At 69.0% G+C, this 18747-nt stretch carries 12 protein-coding genes; 7 read left to right on the forward strand and 5 right to left on the reverse strand.

From position 1 onward, the window contains the following. The first annotated feature begins 35 nt into the window (after window positions 1-35). The 4 genes from ACN6O8_RS21145 to ACN6O8_RS21160 all read left to right on the forward strand — a co-directional run bounded on the left by ACN6O8_RS21145 (window position 36) and on the right by ACN6O8_RS21160 (window position 9103). The gene (locus tag ACN6O8_RS21145) at window positions 36-872 is read left to right on the forward strand and encodes a taurine ABC transporter ATP-binding protein (protein ID WP_427992949.1); all 837 of its coding nucleotides are present in this window, start codon (window positions 36-38) and stop codon (window positions 870-872) included. Next, window positions 865-1692 (forward strand): ABC transporter permease subunit, encoded by an 828-nt coding sequence (locus ACN6O8_RS21150; RefSeq protein WP_427992950.1) that lies wholly within the window; start codon window positions 865-867, stop codon window positions 1690-1692. The genes ACN6O8_RS21145 and ACN6O8_RS21150 overlap by 8 nt, the downstream gene beginning before the upstream one ends. A 171-nt stretch (window positions 1693-1863) precedes the next feature. Beyond that, window positions 1864-3387, forward strand: a complete 1524-nt coding sequence (locus tag ACN6O8_RS21155) for a PLP-dependent aminotransferase family protein (RefSeq protein WP_427992951.1) — start codon at window positions 1864-1866, stop codon at window positions 3385-3387. A gap of 349 nt (window positions 3388-3736) precedes the next feature. Continuing rightward, on the forward strand, window positions 3737-9103 hold the full coding sequence (locus ACN6O8_RS21160; protein ID WP_427992952.1) for a S6 family peptidase: 5367 nt from the start codon (window positions 3737-3739) through the stop codon (window positions 9101-9103). Window positions 9104-9177: 74 nt separating this feature from the next. Here ACN6O8_RS21160 and ACN6O8_RS21165 read toward each other — a convergent pair whose 3' ends face one another. From ACN6O8_RS21165 to xsc, 4 genes are all read right to left on the reverse strand, one after another. Further along, the gene (locus ACN6O8_RS21165; protein WP_427992953.1) at window positions 9178-10614 is read right to left on the reverse strand and encodes an NAD(P)/FAD-dependent oxidoreductase; all 1437 of its coding nucleotides are present in this window, start codon (window positions 10612-10614) and stop codon (window positions 9178-9180) included. Between the two features lie 39 nt (window positions 10615-10653). Next, complete coding sequence (locus ACN6O8_RS21170) at window positions 10654-11046, reverse strand: nuclear transport factor 2 family protein (RefSeq protein ID WP_427992954.1); 393 nt, start codon at window positions 11044-11046, stop codon at window positions 10654-10656. Window positions 11047-11160: 114 nt separating this feature from the next. After that, the gene (locus ACN6O8_RS21175; RefSeq protein ID WP_427992955.1) at window positions 11161-12087 is read right to left on the reverse strand and encodes a bifunctional enoyl-CoA hydratase/phosphate acetyltransferase; all 927 of its coding nucleotides are present in this window, start codon (window positions 12085-12087) and stop codon (window positions 11161-11163) included. A gap of 4 nt (window positions 12088-12091) precedes the next feature. Beyond that, the gene (gene xsc / locus ACN6O8_RS21180; protein ID WP_427992956.1) at window positions 12092-13903 is read right to left on the reverse strand and encodes a sulfoacetaldehyde acetyltransferase; all 1812 of its coding nucleotides are present in this window, start codon (window positions 13901-13903) and stop codon (window positions 12092-12094) included. Window positions 13904-14063: 160 nt separating this feature from the next. Between xsc and ACN6O8_RS21185 the strand changes: the two genes are divergently transcribed. The 3 genes from ACN6O8_RS21185 (at window position 14064) to ACN6O8_RS21195 (ending at window position 16920) form a co-directional block, all read left to right on the forward strand. Next, complete coding sequence (locus ACN6O8_RS21185; protein ID WP_427992957.1) at window positions 14064-14822, forward strand: IclR family transcriptional regulator; 759 nt, start codon at window positions 14064-14066, stop codon at window positions 14820-14822. 129 nt (window positions 14823-14951) lie between these two features. Further along, a complete protein-coding gene (gene dbpA, locus ACN6O8_RS21190; RefSeq protein ID WP_427992958.1) occupies window positions 14952-16340 on the forward strand; it encodes an ATP-dependent RNA helicase DbpA in 1389 nt (462 codons plus the stop codon). A gap of 172 nt (window positions 16341-16512) precedes the next feature. Then, window positions 16513-16920 carry a DoxX family protein gene (locus ACN6O8_RS21195; RefSeq protein ID WP_427992959.1) on the forward strand — a complete coding sequence of 136 codons (408 nt, stop codon included), beginning with the start codon at window positions 16513-16515 and terminating at the stop codon, window positions 16918-16920. A 337-nt stretch (window positions 16921-17257) separates the two neighbouring features. On the opposite strand, the gene ACN6O8_RS21200 is transcribed toward ACN6O8_RS21195, so the two are convergent. Next, window positions 17258-18742 carry an efflux transporter outer membrane subunit gene (locus tag ACN6O8_RS21200; protein WP_427992960.1) on the reverse strand — a complete coding sequence of 495 codons (1485 nt, stop codon included), beginning with the start codon at window positions 18740-18742 and terminating at the stop codon, window positions 17258-17260. Window positions 18743-18747 lie beyond the last annotated feature (5 nt).

An 18747-nucleotide genomic window follows, 5' to 3' on the forward strand; every position in this document is an offset into this window, starting at 1 on the left:
GGCCGCGGGCGCCGCACCATGCAAGGGGACCTCGCATGACCTCACCCGCCACGCCCGCCGCGCAGGCCCTGCGCGCGGACCACGTCAGCGTCACCTACCCCGGCCTGCACGACAGTGGGCCGGTGATCGCATTGCAGGACGTCAACCTGACCATCGCGCCCGGCGAATTCGTCGTCGCGCTGGGCGCCTCGGGCTGCGGCAAGACCACGCTGCTGAGCCTGCTGGCCGGCTTCCTGTCGCCCACCGAGGGCGAGATCACGCTGGGCGGACGGCCCATCACCGGCCCCGGCGCCGACCGCGGCGTGGTGTTCCAGAAGCACGCGCTGCTGCCCTGGCTGAACGTGCTGGAGAACACCGAGTTCGGCCTCAAGCTGCAAGGCGTGGACAAGGAAACGCGCCGCGCCCGCGCCCGCCGCAACCTGGAGCTGGTGGGCCTGAAGGACTTCCACCGCCACATGATCTACCAGTTGTCCGGCGGCATGCAGCAGCGCGTGGGCATCGCCCGCGCCCTGACCTGCGATCCGGCCATGCTGCTGATGGACGAGCCGATGGCGGCGCTCGATGCGCTCACGCGCGAGACCATCCAGGAGCTGCTGCTGGATATCTGGCGCCAGACCGGCAAGATGTTCTTCTTCATCACCCATAGCGTGGAAGAGGCGCTGTTCCTGGGCTCGCGGCTGATCGTCATGTCGCCGCGGCCCGGACGCATCACCCACACCTTCCAGCCGGACTTCAACCGGCGCTACCTGGAGACGCGCGATGGCCGCGGCATCAAATCAAGTCCCGACTTCATCGCCATGCGCGAACAAGTCCTCGGCATCATCTACGGCGACGAACTCGCCGCCTCCGGCGCGCAGGCCGTCCATGCCTAGCGGCCTGGGCGGCCGCCGGCCCGCCTTGCCCGGCAAGGTGTACGGCGCGCCGGGCGCCGGCTACAGCGGCCACATCAGCCTGCTGACCAGCATCGCGCTGCTGGCGCTGTGGTTCCTGGCCACCAACGCCGGCTGGGTCAAGCCGCTGTTCCTGCCGTCGCCGCAGGCGGTGTACGGCAAGTTCGTGGCCGCCATGACCGACGGCGTGGCCAACTCGACCCTGGCCGAGCACGCCCTGGCCAGCCTGACGCGGGTGTTCTCGGCCTTCTTGCTGGCCTGCGCCAGCGCCATCCCGGTCGGTATCCTGATGGGCGTGAACCGCTACGCCCGCGGCATCTTCGACCCGCCGATCGAGTTCTACCGCCCGCTGCCGCCGCTGGCCTACCTGCCGCTCATCATCATCTGGTTCGGCATCGGCGAGTTTCCCAAGATCCTGCTGATCTACCTGGCCATCTTCGCGCCCATGGCGATCGCGGCGCGCGCCGGCGTGCGCTCGGTGTCGATCGAGCAGATCCACGCCGCCTACGCCATGGGCGGCACGCGCCTGCAGATCGTCTGGCACGTGATCCTGAAGGCCGCCATGCCGGAAATCTTCACCGGCATGCGCATCGGCATCGGCGTGGGCTGGACCACGCTGGTGGCCGCCGAAATGGTGGCGGCCGACCGCGGCCTGGGCTTCATGGTGCTGAACGCGGCGCAGTTCCTGGCCAGCGACACGGTGATCATGGGCATCATCGTGATCGGCGTGTTCGCCTTCGCCTTCGATCTGCTGGTGCGCTACCTGGAGAAATTCGCGATTCCGTGGAAGGGGCGGATCTAGAACGCCCGCCGTTCCATTTTCGGGCCGATGCGTCCGCGCCATGCGCCTCGGCAGGGCAATCCCGCATTCCTTTTCTGCGCCCGGCTCCTCTATCCTGGGATCGCGTCCCCGGTGCCGGCCGCTCCAGCGCGCCGGCCTGGCCGGGACGCGCCGCCACGACAAGGAGCCGCCATGTCCAGCCAGGCCTCGATGCTCAAGCCTGTGTTGTGGGAACGCCTGTTCGAACGGGAAAGCGCCCCCAATCTCAGCCTGCAGGGCCGCGTGCGGCAGATGCTGGTGTCGGCGATCCTCAGTGGCCACCTGCCGCCGGGCGCGCCGGTGCCGTCCAGCCGCTCCCTGGCCGACCAGTTGCGCATCGCCCGCAACACCGTGGTGTTCGCCTACCAGCAGTTGGTCAGCGAAGGCTACCTGGAATCGCGCGAGCGCAGCGGCCATTTCGTCCACGACGGCGTGCTGGAAGGCCGCGCCGCGCCACCGGCCGCCGAAGCGGACGCCGCGCCGTCCGTCGACCACGTACGCTGGGACGAGCGGTTGCGCTTTCGCCCCAGCCGCCAGCGCAACATCGTCAAGCCGCGCGACTGGCAGAAGCAGCCCTATCCCTTCGTCTACGGCCAGTTCGACCAGGACCTGTTCCCCACCGCCGACTGGCGCGAATGCTGCATCAAGGCCCTGTCAGTGCTGGACATCCGCAGTTGGGCGCCCGACCTCATCACGCATGACGATCCCGCGCTGATCGAGCAGATCCGCACGCAGGTGCTGCCGCGCCGCGGCGTGTGGGCCGATGCCGAGGAAATCGTCATCACCGTCGGCGCGCAGCACGCGCTCTACCTGCTGGCCGACCTGCTGGTCAACGAGGACACCGTGGTCGGCATGGAAGACCCCGGCTACCCCGACGCGCGCAACATCTTCGCCAGCCATACCCGCCACCTGCTGCCGCTGCCGGTGGACGACCAGGGCCTGCGCACCGGCACCCACCTGCTGGGCTGCGACTACCTCTTCGTCACGCCGGGCCACCAATGCCCCACCACCGTGACCCTGTCGGCGGCGCGGCGCGAGGAACTGCTGACGCTGGCGCGCCAGGCCGACAGCCTGATCATCGAAGACGACTTCGAAAGCGAAAGCCGCTGGGGCGACGGCGCCATCCCGGCGCTCAAGAGCCTGGACCGCGACGGCCGCGTGATCTACGTCGGCAGCCTGGCCAAATCCTTCGCGCCCGGCCTGCGCATCGGCTACATCGTGGCGCCGCGCGAACTCACCACCGAACTGCGGGCGCTGCGCCGCCTGATGCTGCGTCACCCGTCTGCCTACATCCAGCGCGCGTTTTCGCTGTTCATCTCGCTGGGCCACCACCATTCGCTGCTGCGGCGCCAGTCGCAGGCCTATCAGAAGCGCGGCGCCGAACTGGCGGACGCGCTGGCGCGCTGGCTGCCCGGCTTCACCGCCGTGCCCATCACCGGCTCGTCCTCGTGCTGGCTCAAGGGGCCCGAGTGGCTGGACGCCACGGAACTGGCACAGGCCGCGCAGGCCGAAGGCGTGGTGGTGGAACCGGGCCAGGTGTTCTTCATGGACGCCGCCGGCGCGCCGCGCAACTTCCTGCGGGTCGGCTTCACCTCGATCCGCGCCGAACAGATCGGCCCGGGCATCGAGAAACTGGCGCAGGTGGTGCGCCGCTTCCGCCTGCGGGCGGCCGCCTAGGCCGCGCGAGCCTTGCCCGCCACGCCGCCAGGCTGGCGCCGCTGACGGCAGACCGACCCTTGCGGCCCCGCAGCGGCGCGATGCCGCCGATGGCGAGCAGCACGCCGCGCTGAAGCCGTCTGATTTATCGGCCGTTGCGGCGCCAGACCCGCCAAACTCAAGTCCAATCCCATCCCATCGAGGATGACGGAAGGATCCCGCCCAGGACGTCTTTCCGCCGTCGCTTGCCGCCCCCCGCTCGCCCGACCCGGCGACGCGGCGCGGCGAACACCGTCCCCTCCGTGTGAAACGACGTCGAACACCCACGACGGCGGCCCCTCCTTGCCCCTGGGTGCATGTCCCCCCCACCATGAACAAGATCTACTCGCTCAAGTACAACCATCAAAACCAGCTGGTCGCGGTATCCGAGGTATGCGGCGCGCGCAAGCGGGGCTCGACCACCGGCACGACCCGACGCGCGCGCGGCAAACGCCCGCTCGGCACACTCGTGACCGCCTTGCCGCTGCTGGCCGCGACCCTGTTTGCCGGCACGGCCGGCGCCAGCTACGTCAGCATCGACATTCCCTACCAGACCTACCGCGATTTCGGCGAGAACAAGGGCGTCTTCCAGCCCGGCGCCCTGGGCGTGCCCATCTACGACAAGTCCGGCCAACTGCGCGGCCGCTTGAGCGACACCATTCCGTTCATCGATTTTTCCAGCGTCAGCGACGACCGGGCGATTGAAACCCTGATCGCGCCCCAGTATGCCGTTGGCGTGGCGCACAACGTCTACCACGACGAAACCCGCTTTGGCGGCACGGTCTACTCTCAGATCAGGCGGGACCTGCATCCGAATTATCATACGGTGCACGATTACACCCAGGAATGGGATTTTGATATCACCCGCACAAGCAAACTGGTGACCGATGTGGCGCCGATCGCCCGATCCGTGGTGGCGCGAGCGGCGGTCTCGGCGCTTGACGGAAGCGACAAGGATCGCTGGACAGAGGCAGAGCGTCAGCAATTTCCATTGTTCTACCGCGTCGGCATGGGTATTCAGTTCGTCGGCCCTCATCCAGACGAGGGCATCAACATGGCGGATGTCGATCCCAACCCCGTCAACCTGCCCCTCAAGGACGGCGAGCATTACCTCGGTTATGCGTATAGATGGGCGACCGGCGGCATTGTGACGCCCACATGGTCGAATGAGACCTTTGTCATCGCCCAGGGCGATAAAGGCCTGCTGCCTTCATTCACCGAACAAGGTGACAGCGGTTCCCCCCTGTTTGCCTGGGACGCCCGTAAAAAACAATGGGTGATCGCCGGCACGGCGGCGGATCTTGCCATGTCCGAGCAGGGTAGCTACGTCTACTGGTCGCATCTGCCGGATGACTTCATCGCTGGAATTCTGAATAAAGATAACGACCCGGACGTCATCCACACCGCCGGCGACGGGGCTTTGGCCTGGACATTCGACAGCGCGCAGGGCACGGGCACGCTCAAGCAGACGACCGGCACCCCTTACACCATGCACGGCTACAAAAAGTCGGCCACTTTTGCGCTCAGCAACAGCGCGCTCGACTTCCCCGGCCTGGATGCGGGCAAAAACCTCGCCTTTCGCACCGCGGACGGCACCGGCACCGGCCACATCCGGCTGCAAGACGCCGTCAATCAGGGCGCGGGCGCGCTGACTTTCCATAACGACTACATCGTTTCCCCCGACACCAACCAGACCTGGATGGGCGGCGGCATTGACGTCGAGCAAGACGTCAACGTGCAGTGGAACGTCAATGGCGTAGCCGGCGACAACCTGCACAAGATCGGCGCCGGCACCCTGACCATCGGGGGCTCGGGCATCAACCCCGGCGGCCTGCGCGTGGGCGACGGCAAGGTGATCCTCTCCCAGCAGCCGGATGCCGACGGCCGCGTCCAGGCATTCGATGCCATCACCCTTTCCAGCGGCCGCGCCGAAGTCGTGCTGGGCGACGCCAGGCAGGTCGATCCCGACCGCATCCAGTGGGGCGTGCGCGGCGGCGTGCTGGACATCAACGGCAACGACATCACGTTCAATCAGCTCGCCGACAACGCCCGGGACCATGGCGCCACGATCGCCAACCGCGCCACGCAAAAGGCCAGCGTGACGCTCAACCTGAGCCCGGTCAGCCCCGCGGCCGTCACGGACTACATCATCATGCCGTCGCGCGCGGGGGCCGGATTGCGGGGCGACCTGTACAGGCGCGGCCTCAGCTATTTTGTCTTGAAGCAGAACAGCTTCGCCACGGTTCCCTCCTTCGCTTCCCAAGCCAGCGACGATTACTGGGAATACGCTGGACAACAGTTGCAACCCGCGTTGGAGATGGCGAATGCGCGCAAGCGGGAGTACTTTCCCACCCGCACGGCATTCATTTTCGCGGGAAGCCTGAAAGACAATCTCGACGTCGACATCGTCAACCAAGCGAACACGGTGTTCATCGCCGACGGCGACATTGCCATTGGCGACAACGCCGTCAGCGCGCGCCAGGGCGAAGTGGTTTTCCAGGGGCATCCCGTCATCCATGCCGTCAATACCCCGGATATCGCGCAGATGCTGCGGAATCTCGGCGATGACTCGGTCCTGACCCAATCCGTATCGTTCGACCAGCCGGATTGGGAAACGCGCCATTTCGCCCTCGGCAAACTGGCGCTGACGGACACCACGTTCCGCCTGGCGCGCAATGCCGCCCTGCAGGGCGACATCGACGCGCGCCGCGCGCGGGTCATCCTGGGCAGCCCGTTGCTGTATATCGACAGGAACGACGGCGGCCCATTGGCGCAGGAACCGGAACGGGGCAGTTCCATCGCCGCCACGGACGCCGACCAAAGCCGCTACCAGGGAAAGATCACGCTGAAGGAAAACTCGACGCTGGAAATCCGCGAGAAATTCGCCGGCGCCATCGACGCCAGCGACAGCGCCGTCACCGTGGTTTCCGACCAGGCGGCACTGACGGATCACAGCCGGTTCGCTGGCGCTTCATTGACCCTGGACCACGGCGCCCATCTCAAGGCCAGCGGCGGCTGGTATGGCGATGGCGCCGTCACGGTGGCGGACGACGCCACCCTGACATTAGCCGGCGCGCCCGCGGGCCCGGCCCACTATTTCACCCAGTCCATCACCTTGGCGGGCGACAATGCGAGCCTGCACCTGGCGCCGGGCAGCCATTCGTTCGGCGACCTCTCCAGCCTGGCCGTCAGCCGCGTCACGCTCGGCGCGCCGGCGGCAACCGACGCGCCGGAAACCGAGTACGCCGGAACCGTGGACGCGGCGCGGGCCAGCATGCAGGTGCACGATCATGCCCGCTGGATCATCACGGGAGATTCCACGCTGCGCCAACTCCAGGCAAACCATGCTCAGTTGGGCTTCGGCGACAACAGCCGGACACGACAAGCGTTCATGACGCGGGCGCTTGCGTCGTCAGCCACCTCCCTGGCCATGGATCCCGCGCCAGCCGCGGCAATCCGGCCCGCCTACCACCTGACGGCCGATACCCTTGCCGCCTCGGACAGCACCTTTGTGTTCCGGGTCGACCCCTACAGCGGCGATCATGACCGCTTGACCGTCAACGCCGGGCTGAGCGGCAATGGCAACCGGTTGCGGATCACGCAGCTCGGTGACGGCCCCGCCACCGGCGCCGCGCAGGCCAGGGAGGATCTGCTGCTCAGCGCCCCCGCCACCACGCCGGCGGACCTGTTCGCGCTGGAGCAGGCTTACGCAACGGGCGACGGCCCCGGCGCCTCCCAGGGCGCCGGCGCATGGCTTGGCGGCCTCGCGGTCAGCCAGCAGGCGGATCAGCGGCAATGGTGGGCCATCAGCATGCGCGACGATGCCCCCTGGCAGTTGACGCAGGATCGCCAGTTCGACGCCTTGCAATTGCCGGCGGGCGGCCGCGTGCAATTGTCCCAGCCCCAGGCGGACTGGGCGCCGCACGCCCTGCAAACCGACACCCTGATCGCCAGCGGCGTGCATTTCGCCTTGACCGCGCGGCCGCAAACGGGCGAAAGCGACAGCATCCGCATTGCCACCCTGGCACAGGGTGGCGGCAACAGCCTGGATCTCACGCTCCTGGCACAGGAGCCGGTGCCGGACAATGCCAGCGGCGCGTTGCTGTTGGCGGCCGCGCCTGCGGCAACGGCGGACGGCTATTTCGAGCTCGGCCCGGTCACGCAAGGGCTCACGGTGTACGTGCCCAACCTCGAGATCGTCAACACCGACACGCAGAAAAAATGGCAACTGGCGTACAGGAAGGTGGGCGACGGCGCCATCCCGCCCGCCACCACGCCGCCGTCCGCCGAGACTGGGGAAGCCGACCAACCTGCCCCGCCCGCCAGCAACGGCGCGGCCGGCACGCCGGACACCGGCACCGCCCCTGCTCCGGAGAACCCGCCCCTGCCGCCCGCCGACACCGGCGCGGCCGGCACAGCGGACACCGGCACCGCCCCTGTTCCGGAGAACCCGCCCCTGCCGCCCGCCGACACCGGCACGGCCGGCACAGCGGACACCGGCACCGCCCCTGTTCCGGAGAACCCGCCCCTGCCGCCCGCCGACACCGGCACGGCCGGCACAGCGGACACCGGCACCGCCCCTGCTCCGGTGGACCCGCCCCTGCCGCCCGCCGGCATCGGCACGCCCGGCGCCGGCAGCAGCCAGCCCGCCACGGGCGGCCCTTCGCTGTTCACGCCATTCTCCTTGAAGCTATCCGAACTGGACGCCTTGCAGTCGCGCGGCGAAATCGCCAACCACCTGGCTCAGGCCGGCATCGCGGCGGACGCTGGCACCATCAGGCAAATCGCCGAGTTGCGCCAGCAGATCATCCGCACGGGCGCGCTGGCCAGCCTGCCGCGCGTCTCCTTCGTGCTCGAAACCAACCAGCTCGACAAGCGCCTGGGCGACGTGCGCCAGCTCAATGAAGACGCCGGACTCTGGCTCAAGACCAGCCACGGGCGGGCCGACTACCAGCAGATGCGCCTGAAGCACACGACGCTGCAATTCGGCGTCGACCGCAAGCAGGGCAGGCAGCTGTACGGCATCATGGGCAGCTACACACAGGGTTCCGGCCAGGGCGAAGGGCCGTTGTCGGAGCGGCACACCACGGGCGGTATCGGCCTCTACTACGCCCTGATCCACGAGGACGGCCCGTTCGTCGACGTCATCGCCAAGTACCTGAAAACCAACCAGACTTACCAACTGCCGAGCCCCCTGAACCTGGCCGCGCAGGGCGCGCGGTCGACCTCCCTGCTGGCCAGCGTGCAGGCGGGATGGCGGCAAAACCTGTTCGACGGCGGCGCCTTCATCGAGCCATCGGTCGAAGTCGTCACGGGCACCACCAGCGGCTATACCCTGCACGGCGACAAGGGCGGTGTCGATGTCCGCGTCAATGCCAGCCGGCCGGTCTATGCCAAGATCGGCGCCGCCGTCGGCCTGAACCTGCAGTCCGATGAACAGCATGCGCTGGCCCTTTCAGCCGGCTTGTTCCGGCTGCAGAATCTGCGGCGCGGCGGCAGCATCGATATCGTGAACAACAGCAGTCCGGACGACGTGCTGCGCAACCCGATGGCGGACGACAGCCGCTATCTGATCAACCTGTCGCTCAACGCCAGGCTGTCCGCCAACTGGCGCATCTACAGCCAGGTCGAAAGCAGTTTCGCCGGCAAGCTCAAGCATGACTACAACGGCCAGATCGGGGTGCGCTACCAGTTCTGAGCGCAGCCGACCGCGCCCGCGTCCTCGGCGCCGATGACGCGGGCGCGTTGCGCGACGAGGCCACGCCATCGCCGCTAGAGCATTTCGTCGCGCAGGTAATACCAGCGGTACAGCAGCGCCTGCCCCAGCCGGCGCAACGGTGCGAACAGGTGGCCCGGCAACGGCGAGTCGTAGATCGGCAGATCCCACGCCAGGCCGTCCTGGCCCATCATGCGCTGGGCCAGGCGGCGGCCCGCATGGGCCGAAAACGCCACGCCGTTGCCGCCGTAGCCGAAGGCGTAGTACACCTGCCGCGCCGGGTCCGGCTGGCTGACGCGCGGCATCATGTCGTGGCTGACATCGACCCAGCCCCACCAGGAATAGTCCACCTCGATGCCGCGCAAGGCCGGAAACTTGCGCGCCAGGCCTTCGCGCAGCAGCGCCAGGTGGCGCGGCTGCTGGGCGTCGGCACCGCGCAGCGCGCTACGGCTGCCGATCTGCATGCGGCCGTCCGGCAACAGGCGGTAGTAGAAGCGCAGCGTGCGGGTGTCGGTGATGAACACCGTGCTCTTGAGGCCGGCGCGGGCGCGTTCGTCCGGCGTCAGCACCCGGGTCACCATGGAGTTGGACAGGATCGGCATGATGCGGTTGTCGAGCAGGCGGTTCACGCCCTGCGCCGTGTAGCCGCCGGTGGCGAACGCCACCCGTTTGGCGCGCACGGTGCCGCCGGGCGTGCGCAACCGATAGCCGCCGCCCTCCTCGCTCCAGCCCAGCACCGGGCTGCCCGGATGGATGCGCGCGCCCAGCGCGCGCGCCTGGCGCATATAGCCGTACGCCAGTTTCAGTGGATGCACGCCGATACCGTCCGGCTCGTGCAGCGCGCCCATCGCCTCGTGGTCGTCGACATAGCGCTCGCGCAGCTCGTCCCGGGTCAGCATGCGCGTGTCGTAACCAAACTGCTCGCGCATCACCCGCGCCTCGTTGCGCAGGAAGGCCATCTTCTTCTCGCGGTGCGCGGTGTACAGATGACCGCCGGGCTGCGCGTCGCAGTCGATGCCCGCCACCAGGCTCTTCCAGTAATCGAAACCCTCGTGGATCTCGGCATCCAGGCGGCGCGCGGTCTCCAGCCCCCAGCGCGCGATCCATTGCGAGCGGTACAGCCGGCCCGACGCGTTCTGGCCCTGGCCGCCGTTGCGGCTGGTGCAGCCCCACACGGCGCGGTTGGCTTCCAGCACCACCGCCCGCACGCCATAGTCGCGCGCCAGCGCCAGCGCCGCCGACAGGCCGGTGAAGCCGGAGCCGACGATGACCACGTCGGCCTCGATATCGCCTTGGATCGGCCCGTCGTCGGCCGGCGGCGCGCCGGCCGTGTCGACCCAGTAGGTCGGCGCATACTCCTGCCCGCGCCCCGGCAGCGACACCAGCGGATCGTAGCGCGGGTCATAGGCGCTGGCGGCCGGACTCGCCGCCGCGGCCGGCCTGCCGGCGGCGTCGAGGGCGGCATCGGCGGAATTCGACGGATCGGAAGACATAGCGGCATCCATGGGGCGATATCCGGTGATGGCGGCGGCTCAGGCCCGGGCCGGCAGCGCCGGACGTTGCTTGCGGAAGGCGTTCTTGACGCGAATCTTGCCGTCCTGGAAGGTGAATACATCGACCATGTCGGCCTCGATGCGCGAGCCATCCGCCGCCGTGCCGGTGAAGGTGCATTCGGACACGCCGCGCTCGCCCGCCACCCAATGGCGGCCGTTGTGCCACTGCGCATCGGGAAAGTTCTTCCAGGCCGCCTCGAAGGCCGCGCGCACCGCCTTGCGGCCGCTGTGCCGGGCGCCCCAGCGTTCGGGCCCGCCCACCGTTTCGAAGACGCAGTCCTCGCTCATGAAGGACATCAGGGCATCGATATCGTGGCGATTCCACGCGGCCGCGAATTCGGCCAGCAGATCCACGGTGACGGTCTTGTGCATTGCCTACCCTCCTCGATCGCCGGGCGCGGCACGCGCCCAGCCAGTGGGGCCAAGGTACGCGCGGGCTCAGGCAGGGTCTAGAACCAGACGCGGCAAATCGCTTGCACCAGACCGTCAATGGCCAGCCGCCAGCGCCCGCGCGTACAACGCCGCCACCGCGCAACTGTCCACGCGCGCCTGCACCGCGTCCGAACGGCTGGTCAGCAGCACCGGTACCCGCGTGCCCAACACCAGCCCGGCGGTGGCGGCGCCGGCCAGCCAGGTCAGCTCCTTGTAGAGCATGTTGCCGGCCTCGATGTCCGGCACCAGCAGGATGTCGGCGTCGCCCGCCACCGGCGAGACGATGCCCTTCTGCTCGGCCGCCTGGCGCGAGATGGCGTTGTCGAACGCCAAGGGGCCGTCGATCAGGCCGCCGCGGATCTGCTGGCGGTCGGCCATCTTCGACAGCGCCGCCGCGTCCAGCGTGGCCGGCATCGCCGGATTGACCGATTCGGTGGCGCACAGCACCGCCACCTTGGGCCGCGCCACGCCCAGCGCGCGCGCCAGGTCGATGGCGTTCTGCGCGATGTCGGCCTTCTCCTGCAGGGTCGGGGCGATGTTGACGGCGGCATCGGTCAGGAGGAAAAGCTTGGGATAGGCGGCCGCCGCCATCACGAAGGCGTGGCTGATGCGCCGGCCGGTGCGCAGGCCCGACTCGCGCGCCACCACCGCCGCCATGAAGTGATCGGTGTGCAGGCTGCCCTTCATCAGCATGCCGACCGCGCCGTCGCGCGCCAGGGCGGCGGCGGCGCGCGCGGCGACCGCCTCGTCGTCAGCGGTGTCGACAATTTCCATCGAGCCCGGCCGCAGGCCCAGCTCGGCCATCAAGCCCGCCAGCCGGGCCGCCGGCCCGACCAGCAGCGGCTCGATATAGCCGGCCTCGCGCGCCTGCACGGCGGCGCCCAGGCTGGAGGCGCACAGCGGATAGGCCACCGCCGTGCGCACCCGCCCGGCCGACAGCGCCGCGGCCCGCAGCGGCTCGAACAAGCGGTCGCTGGCCATGGCGTCAGCCGCGCACCGGATCGATCGGCAGCGGCACCTCGCCGGGCTGGAACGGTTGGTTGACGTAGCGCTTGTACTTGTCCAGCAGGCGCCGCGGCTGCTTGAGCGCGTCGCGGCGGAACGGGTCGCCCAGCTCCTGGCTCACCATCATCTCCAGCACCGTGGTCTTGCCCTCGGACTGCGCCTTGCAGGCCGCCTGCAACGCCGCGCCCACCTGGTCGGCATGTTCGACGCGGATGCCCTCGGCGCCCATGGCCCGCGCCAGCGCCGCGAAGTTGGGATTGAGCAGGTTGCTGCCGACGAAGCGGCGGCCGTAGAAGTCCACCTGGTTCTTCTTTTCCGCGCCCCACTGGCCGTTGTGGAACACCACCGCCGTGACCGGGATGCGCTCGCGCACGCAGGTCAGCAGTTCCTGGAAGCTCATGCACCAGGCGCCGTCGCCCACGTAAGCCACCGCCGGCCGGTCGGGCCGGCCCAGCTTGGCGCCGATCAGCGCCGGCAAGGCGTAGCCGCAATTGCCGAAGCTCATGGCCGCCAGCATCGAATCGGGCTCGTCGAAGCGCAGGTAGCTGTTGGACACCGAGCAGATGTTGCCGATGTCGGTGGACACCATCACGTGCCTGGGCATGGCGCGTTCCAGCTCGCGCAGCATGCGGCGCGGATGCATGCGGCCGCCGCCGTGCTCGATGATGTCCAAGCTCCAGTCGTCGCGTTCGTGCGACCAGCCGTCCAGTTCCTTTTCCCAGGCGCTTTTCTGCGCGGCGATCTCCTGGCCGCGCGCCGCCTTGGTGGCCGCGCAGGCCACCTGGCGATCGCGCAGTTTCGCGGTCAATGCCGCCGCCGCCGGCCGGGCGTCGCCGCAGATGCCCACCGACACCGGCCGCACCAGCCCCAGCATGCGGTGGTCGGCATCGACCTGGATGATGCGCGCGTTCTGCGGCCAGTAGTCCAGCCCGTGCTGCGGCAAGGTGCCGAACGGCCCCAGGCGGGTGCCCAGCGCCAACACCACGTCGGCCTGCGACAGCAGCTTCATGCCGGCCTTGGAACCTTGATAACCGAGCGGCCCGCACCACAGCGGATGGCTGGCCGGGAAGGCGTCGTTGTGCAGGTAGCTGGTGACCACCGGCGCGCCCAGCAGTTCGGCCAGCGCCACGCATTCGGCCTGGCCGGCCGAGAACAGCACGCCGCCGCCGGCGACGATCACCGGAAATTTCGCCTCGGCCAGCAGGCGCGCGGCCGCTTCCAGGTCTTCTTCCGAGCCGGGGCCGCGGCGGATGCGGCGCGGCTGCGGAATGGCCACGTCGATCTCGCCATAGAAATAATCGCGCGGGATGTTCAACTGCGTCGGGCCGCGCTCGGCCAGCGCATTGTCGAAGGCCTTGGCGGTGAATTCGGCCATGCGGTCGGGCCGGTTGACGTGGGCCTGGTACTTGGTGATGCGCGAGAAGATCGGCAGTTGCTCGGTTTCCTGGAAGCCGCCCAGGCCCATGCCGGCAGTGCCGGTCTCGGGCGTGATCGCCACCACCGGGCTGTGGGCCCAGTAGGCCGCGGCCACGCCGGTGACGAAGTTGGTGATGCCGGGGCCGTTCTGCGCGATGCAGACGCCGTGGCGGCCGGTGACGCGCGAATAGCCGTCGGCCATGTGGGCGGCGCCCTGCTCGTGCACCGTCGGCACGAAGCGGATGCCGGCGGCGGGGAACAGGTCCAGCGCGTCCATGAAGGCCGAGCCGACAATGCCGAAAACGTCCTTGACGCCCTGCGCCACCAGCGTCTCGACGAACGCTTCGCTGGGGGTCATGTGTTGCTTGCTGCTCATGGTCTCTCTCCTGGCGGACCGGCGCGGCTTGGATTGCATATTGGCCGGGGTGAACCGATACTGCAGCAGAAGCCCGGCGTTTCCCACCCAGCAGCGTTCCATTTTCTGCAGAATCCGCACCAACCTGGCGGCCTTTCGCCAAATCTTCAAATATTGAAAGATGAAAGACGAATCCTCCGCGGCGCTGCGCGCGCTGACCTTGCTGGAACAGGTCGCCGGTTCCGAGGCGCCCGTCTCGCTGGCGGCGCTGACCGACGCCACCGGCCTGCCCAAGCCGTCGGTGCTGCGCATCCTGTCGCGGCTGGTGGACGCCGGCATGCTGCTGCGCGAACCGGCCGGCAAGCGCTACATCACCGGCCCGCGCCTGTCGGCGCTGGCGCGCGCCACCCTGCTCAATTCGCCGCTGCGGGCCGAGCGCCACCGCATCCTGGACAGCCTGGTCGACGAAATCGGCGAAACCTGCAACTGCACCATGCTGGACGGCGACGAGGTCATCTACCTGGACCGGGTCGAGACCGCCTGGCCGCTGCGCGTCAACCTGCAGCCCGGCTCGCGCGTGCCGCTGCACTGCAGCGCCAGCGGCAAGCTGTTCCTGGCGCACATGCGGCGCGAGGCCCGCGCGCGCCTGCTGGCCGCGGCGCCGCTGCCGCGCTACACGCCCAACACGCTGTGCGACGCGGCCGCGCTGGAACGCGAGCTGCTGACGATCCGCAAGGAAGGCGCCAGCTTCGACCGCGAGGAATTCCTGCTGGGCATCGTCTGCATGGCGGTGCCGATCCTGCGCGGACGCCGCGCCATCGCCGCGGTGGCGCTGCACGCGCCGCTGGCGCGGCTGTCGATCGACGGCGCGCGCGCCTGGCTGCCGCGCATGCAGGCCGCGGCGCGGGCGCTGGCCGGCACCTACGAACCGTCGGCCTGAGGTCCGCAGGCGCCCTGGGGCCGAGGCACGCCGGCCATCGGCCCCGGCCGCAACGCCGGCCGATCCCGGTTCAGGCCTTACACTGTCGGCCGAATCCGTATTTATCGCAGTTCCTGCGAGAGCCTGACCGTGACCCAGACGCCCTTTACCACCCTGCCCCTTTTGCCCGCCCTGCTCGACAACCTGCAAAGCCTGGGGTTCGAGCACATGACGCCGATCCAGGCGCAGAGCCTGCCGCTGATCCTGGACGGCCGTGACCTGATCGCGCAGGCCAAGACCGGCAGCGGCAAGACCGCCGCCTTCGGCCTGGGCGTGCTGCACAAGCTCGATACCACGCGCCTGATGCCGCAGGCGCTGCTGCTCTGTCCGACCCGCGAACTGGCCGACCAGGTGGCGCAGGAATTGCGGCGGCTGGCGCGCCAGATCGCCAACGTCAAGATCCTGACGCTGTGCGGCGGCGCCGCGGCGCGGCCGCAGGCCGAGTCGCTGGCGCGCGGCGCCCACATCGTGGTCGGCACGCCGGGCCGCATCCAGGATCACCTGGCACGCGGCAGCCTGGACCTGTCGGGCCTGACCACGCTGGTGCTGGACGAGGCCGACCGCATGGTCGACATGGGCTTTTATGACGATATCGTGGCGATCGCCTCGCATTGCCCGACCAAGCGCCAGACCCTACTGTTCTCGGCCACCTACCCCGACAACATCCGCAAGCTGAGCGCGCGCTTTCTGCGCAACCCGGCCGAGGTCAAGGTCGAGGCCCAGCACGACGCCAGCCGCATCGAGCAGATCTTCTACGAAATCGACCCCGCCGAACGCCTGGACGCGGTGGCGAAACTGCTGGCGCATTTCCGTCCGGTCACGACGCTGGCCTTCTGCAACACCAAGATCCGCAGCCACGACCTGGTCGAACGGCTGCAGGCCGAGGGCATCAGCGCCCTGGCGCTGAACGGCGACCTGGAGCAGCGCGAGCGCGACGAGATCCTGATCCAGTTCGCCAACCAGAGCTGCGCCGTGCTGGTGGCCACCGACGTGGCCGCGCGCGGGCTGGACATCCAGAACCTGGGCGCGGTGATCAACGTCGACGTCACCAAGGACACCGAGGTGCACGTGCACCGCATCGGCCGCAGCGGCCGCGGCGAGCAGAAGGGCCTGGCGCTGAGCCTGTGCTCGCCCGACGAGATGCGCTGGGCCAACCTGATCGAACAATACCAGGGCGCGCCCCTGACCTGGGGCGACCTCAAGTCGCTGCGCCCCAAGGCCGACCGGCCGCTGCGCGCGCCGATGGTGACCCTGTGCATCCAGGGCGGCAAGAAGGACAAGCTGCGTCCCGGCGACCTGCTGGGCGCCCTGACCGGCGACGGCGGCCTGGCCTTCGAGCAGGTCGGCAAGATCAACATCACCGAGTTCAACGCCTACGTGGCGCTGGATCGCAAGATCGCCAAGCAGGCGTTCGCGCGCCTGTCCAACAGCAATATCAAGGGGCGCCGCTTCCGCATGCGCTTCCTGGAGGAACTGTAAGCCATCGTCGGCGCCCCCCCGCCAGCGCGGGGCAAAACGCTTGCTGGTCACATTCCGGATTTGTAATAATGGCCCACCTCGCGCCAGCCGGCGCGGGAGCGGGAACCCAAGGCTCGGCGTGCGCTCCAACCTGCGCATCGCATCCCCCTAACCACCCTAAGAGAAACCCACCATGATCAAGTCCGACGACACCGGCAAGCTGATCCTGCGCCTGACCCTCGGCATTCTGATTCTGCTCCATGGCTTGTTCAAGATCACCGGCGGCGGCGTCGGCGGCATCGCCGGCATGCTGTCCTCGCACGGCCTGCCCGGCTTCCTGGCCTACGGCGTCTACATCGGCGAAATCATCGCGCCGGTGCTGCTGATCATCGGCGTCTACACCCGCCTGGGCGGCCTGATCATCGCCATCAACATGGTGGTCGCGATCCTGCTGGCGCACACCGGCCAGCTCGGCAGCCTGACCAACAACGGCGGCTGGGCGCTGGAACTGCAAGGCATGTTCCTGTTCACGGCCCTGGCCATCGCCTTCATGGGCGCCGGCCGCTTCAGCCTGGCCGGCAACGGCGGCCGCTGGAACTGATCCCGGGCCGGGCGCCCGCAAGCCCTGCCCCCAGGCCGCCGCGAGGCGGCCTTTTTCATTTCACACGGACTCCAGTGCCGCATGTCGTTGGCACGCGCCTGGACTCGATACCGCAAGTTCATCAATAGGTCAGGCGCGATCCACCTATGCCGGCGCGCGCCGAAATGGAACGCGAGATAGAGGGACGCGGCGCCCGGGCGCCTTGATGGCTCTCGGCAGCGGAGCCGGCTCGCTGCGCAGCCTCTGCGCTCTTGGGGCGAAGCGGCGTTCTTCGGCAATGGCCGGGAAAGGGCGAAGCTGGCGCGGTCCCATCAAGCACCTCCCCTACGTCAACGGGTCATTGCGTCGCCGCCGCTTCTGCGGCGGCGCGTGGCTCGGACTGCGCGACCAACCCCGAGTCCGCCCCCCCCGCCCCCAGCGCCTTGTACAAGCCAATGCCTGCTTGCAACTGAGCCAGTTGGCTGAGCGTCAGCGCATCGCGCGCCTGGTTCAGGCCGCGCTGCGCCACCAGCACCGGCAGGTACGCACTCAGCCCCCGCGCATAGAGTTGGGCCGCCTGTTGCAAGGCCTGTTGGCTATCGGCAACGGCCTGCTGCAACGCGGCCTGCCGTTGACGTTCGCGGGTCCATGCCGTCAAGGCGTCTTCGACATCGCGCAGCGCCGAACGCACGTCCCGCTCGTACACGCGCCGCGCGACATCGGCGTTGGCCTGTGCTGCGGTCACGCCTGCCCGCGCGCGGCCGGCGTCATAGAGGGACTGGCTGCCCTGCAGCGCCGCCGACCATGCCAGACTGGCGCCCGAGAACAGGTCGCGGATCACGCTGGCGGTGGTGCCAAGCCCCAAGGGAATGCGGAACGTGGGCAAGCGTTCGGCCTGCGCCACGCCGATCTGCGCGGTGGCGGCGGCCAAGCGTCGTTCGTCGGCGCGCAGGTCGGGGCGTTGGCGAATCACGTCCGAAGGCACAGACAGCGGCAAATCAGCCGGCATGGCCAAAGCCGGGGCGGGGGTGGCGAGGGCGGCATGCCAATCGCCGGGAAACCCGCCGGCCAGCACGCCGATGGCATGGCTGAAACGGGCGATGTCCGCTTCCAGCAAGGGCGGTTGCGCTTGGGCCATTTCGCGCTCGGCGCGGGCCTGGGTGACGTCGGCCAGCGTGCCCAGGCCGCTGCGGCGCGCCTGTTCCGCCAAGCGCTCGGCTTGGCCCAGCGCGCGAATGTTGTCTCGCGCGATGGCCAGGCGCAGTTGCGCGGCGCGCAGCCCGGCGTAATCGGACACCAGTTCGGCCACCAGACTCACTTGCAGCGCATGATGGTTCTCGGCCAACGCCTGGATGCCGGCGTCGGCGGCCTCGACCGCGCGGCGCGTACCGCCGAACAGATCCAGCTCCCAACTGGCATCGAACCCCATATGCCAGGTCCGCGCCTGTCCGCCGGGCTGCGAGCCGAGTGCCTGGCTACTCCGCACGGCCTGGCTGGCGGCGCCGGCCGACACCGCCGGCATGGCGGCCGAAGCGATCTGCGCGCGCTCGGCGCGTGCCTGGCGCAGGCGTGCCAAGGCAATGTCCAGGTCCTGGTTGTGCGCCAGGGTCTGATCGACCAGGCGGTCGAGCAAGGGATCCTGGAAGGCGCGCCACCAGGCGCGCAAGCCATCGCGGTCGCCATCGGCCATGGCGGCGCCGGCCTCGATCCAGTGCGCGGGCACCGCCACCGCCGGCGTGCGATAGTCCGGGCCCACGGTGACGCAGCCAGTCAGGGCGGCCAGCAGCGCGGCCAGCAGTGCCCGCCAAAGGCGCGGCTGCGTGCGAGGGATGGGTGCATGCATGGCCT

The organism is Achromobacter sp., from assembly GCF_050285565.1.
In the GTDB taxonomy this organism is placed as follows: domain Bacteria; phylum Pseudomonadota; class Gammaproteobacteria; order Burkholderiales; family Burkholderiaceae_B; genus Achromobacter.

Excerpts from the sequence above, each read along its gene's own strand:
- ACN6O8_RS21145 (WP_427992949.1), top strand. The coding sequence starts at position 36 with ATGACCTCACCCGCCACGCCCGCCGCGCAGGCCCTGCGCGCGGACCAC.
- ACN6O8_RS21150 (WP_427992950.1), top strand. The coding sequence starts at position 865 with ATGCCTAGCGGCCTGGGCGGCCGCCGGCCCGCCTTGCCCGGCAAGGTG.
- ACN6O8_RS21155 (WP_427992951.1), top strand. The coding sequence starts at position 1,864 with ATGTCCAGCCAGGCCTCGATGCTCAAGCCTGTGTTGTGGGAACGCCTG.
- ACN6O8_RS21160 (WP_427992952.1), top strand. The coding sequence starts at position 3,737 with ATGAACAAGATCTACTCGCTCAAGTACAACCATCAAAACCAGCTGGTC.
- ACN6O8_RS21165 (WP_427992953.1), bottom strand. The coding sequence starts at position 10,614 with ATGTCTTCCGATCCGTCGAATTCCGCCGATGCCGCCCTCGACGCCGCC.
- ACN6O8_RS21170 (WP_427992954.1), bottom strand. The coding sequence starts at position 11,046 with ATGCACAAGACCGTCACCGTGGATCTGCTGGCCGAATTCGCGGCCGCG.
- ACN6O8_RS21175 (WP_427992955.1), bottom strand. The coding sequence starts at position 12,087 with ATGGCCAGCGACCGCTTGTTCGAGCCGCTGCGGGCCGCGGCGCTGTCG.
- xsc (WP_427992956.1), bottom strand. The coding sequence starts at position 13,903 with ATGAGCAGCAAGCAACACATGACCCCCAGCGAAGCGTTCGTCGAGACG.
- ACN6O8_RS21185 (WP_427992957.1), top strand. The coding sequence starts at position 14,064 with ATGAAAGACGAATCCTCCGCGGCGCTGCGCGCGCTGACCTTGCTGGAA.
- ACN6O8_RS21195 (WP_427992959.1), top strand. The coding sequence starts at position 16,513 with ATGATCAAGTCCGACGACACCGGCAAGCTGATCCTGCGCCTGACCCTC.
- ACN6O8_RS21200 (WP_427992960.1), bottom strand. The coding sequence starts at position 18,742 with ATGCATGCACCCATCCCTCGCACGCAGCCGCGCCTTTGGCGGGCACTG.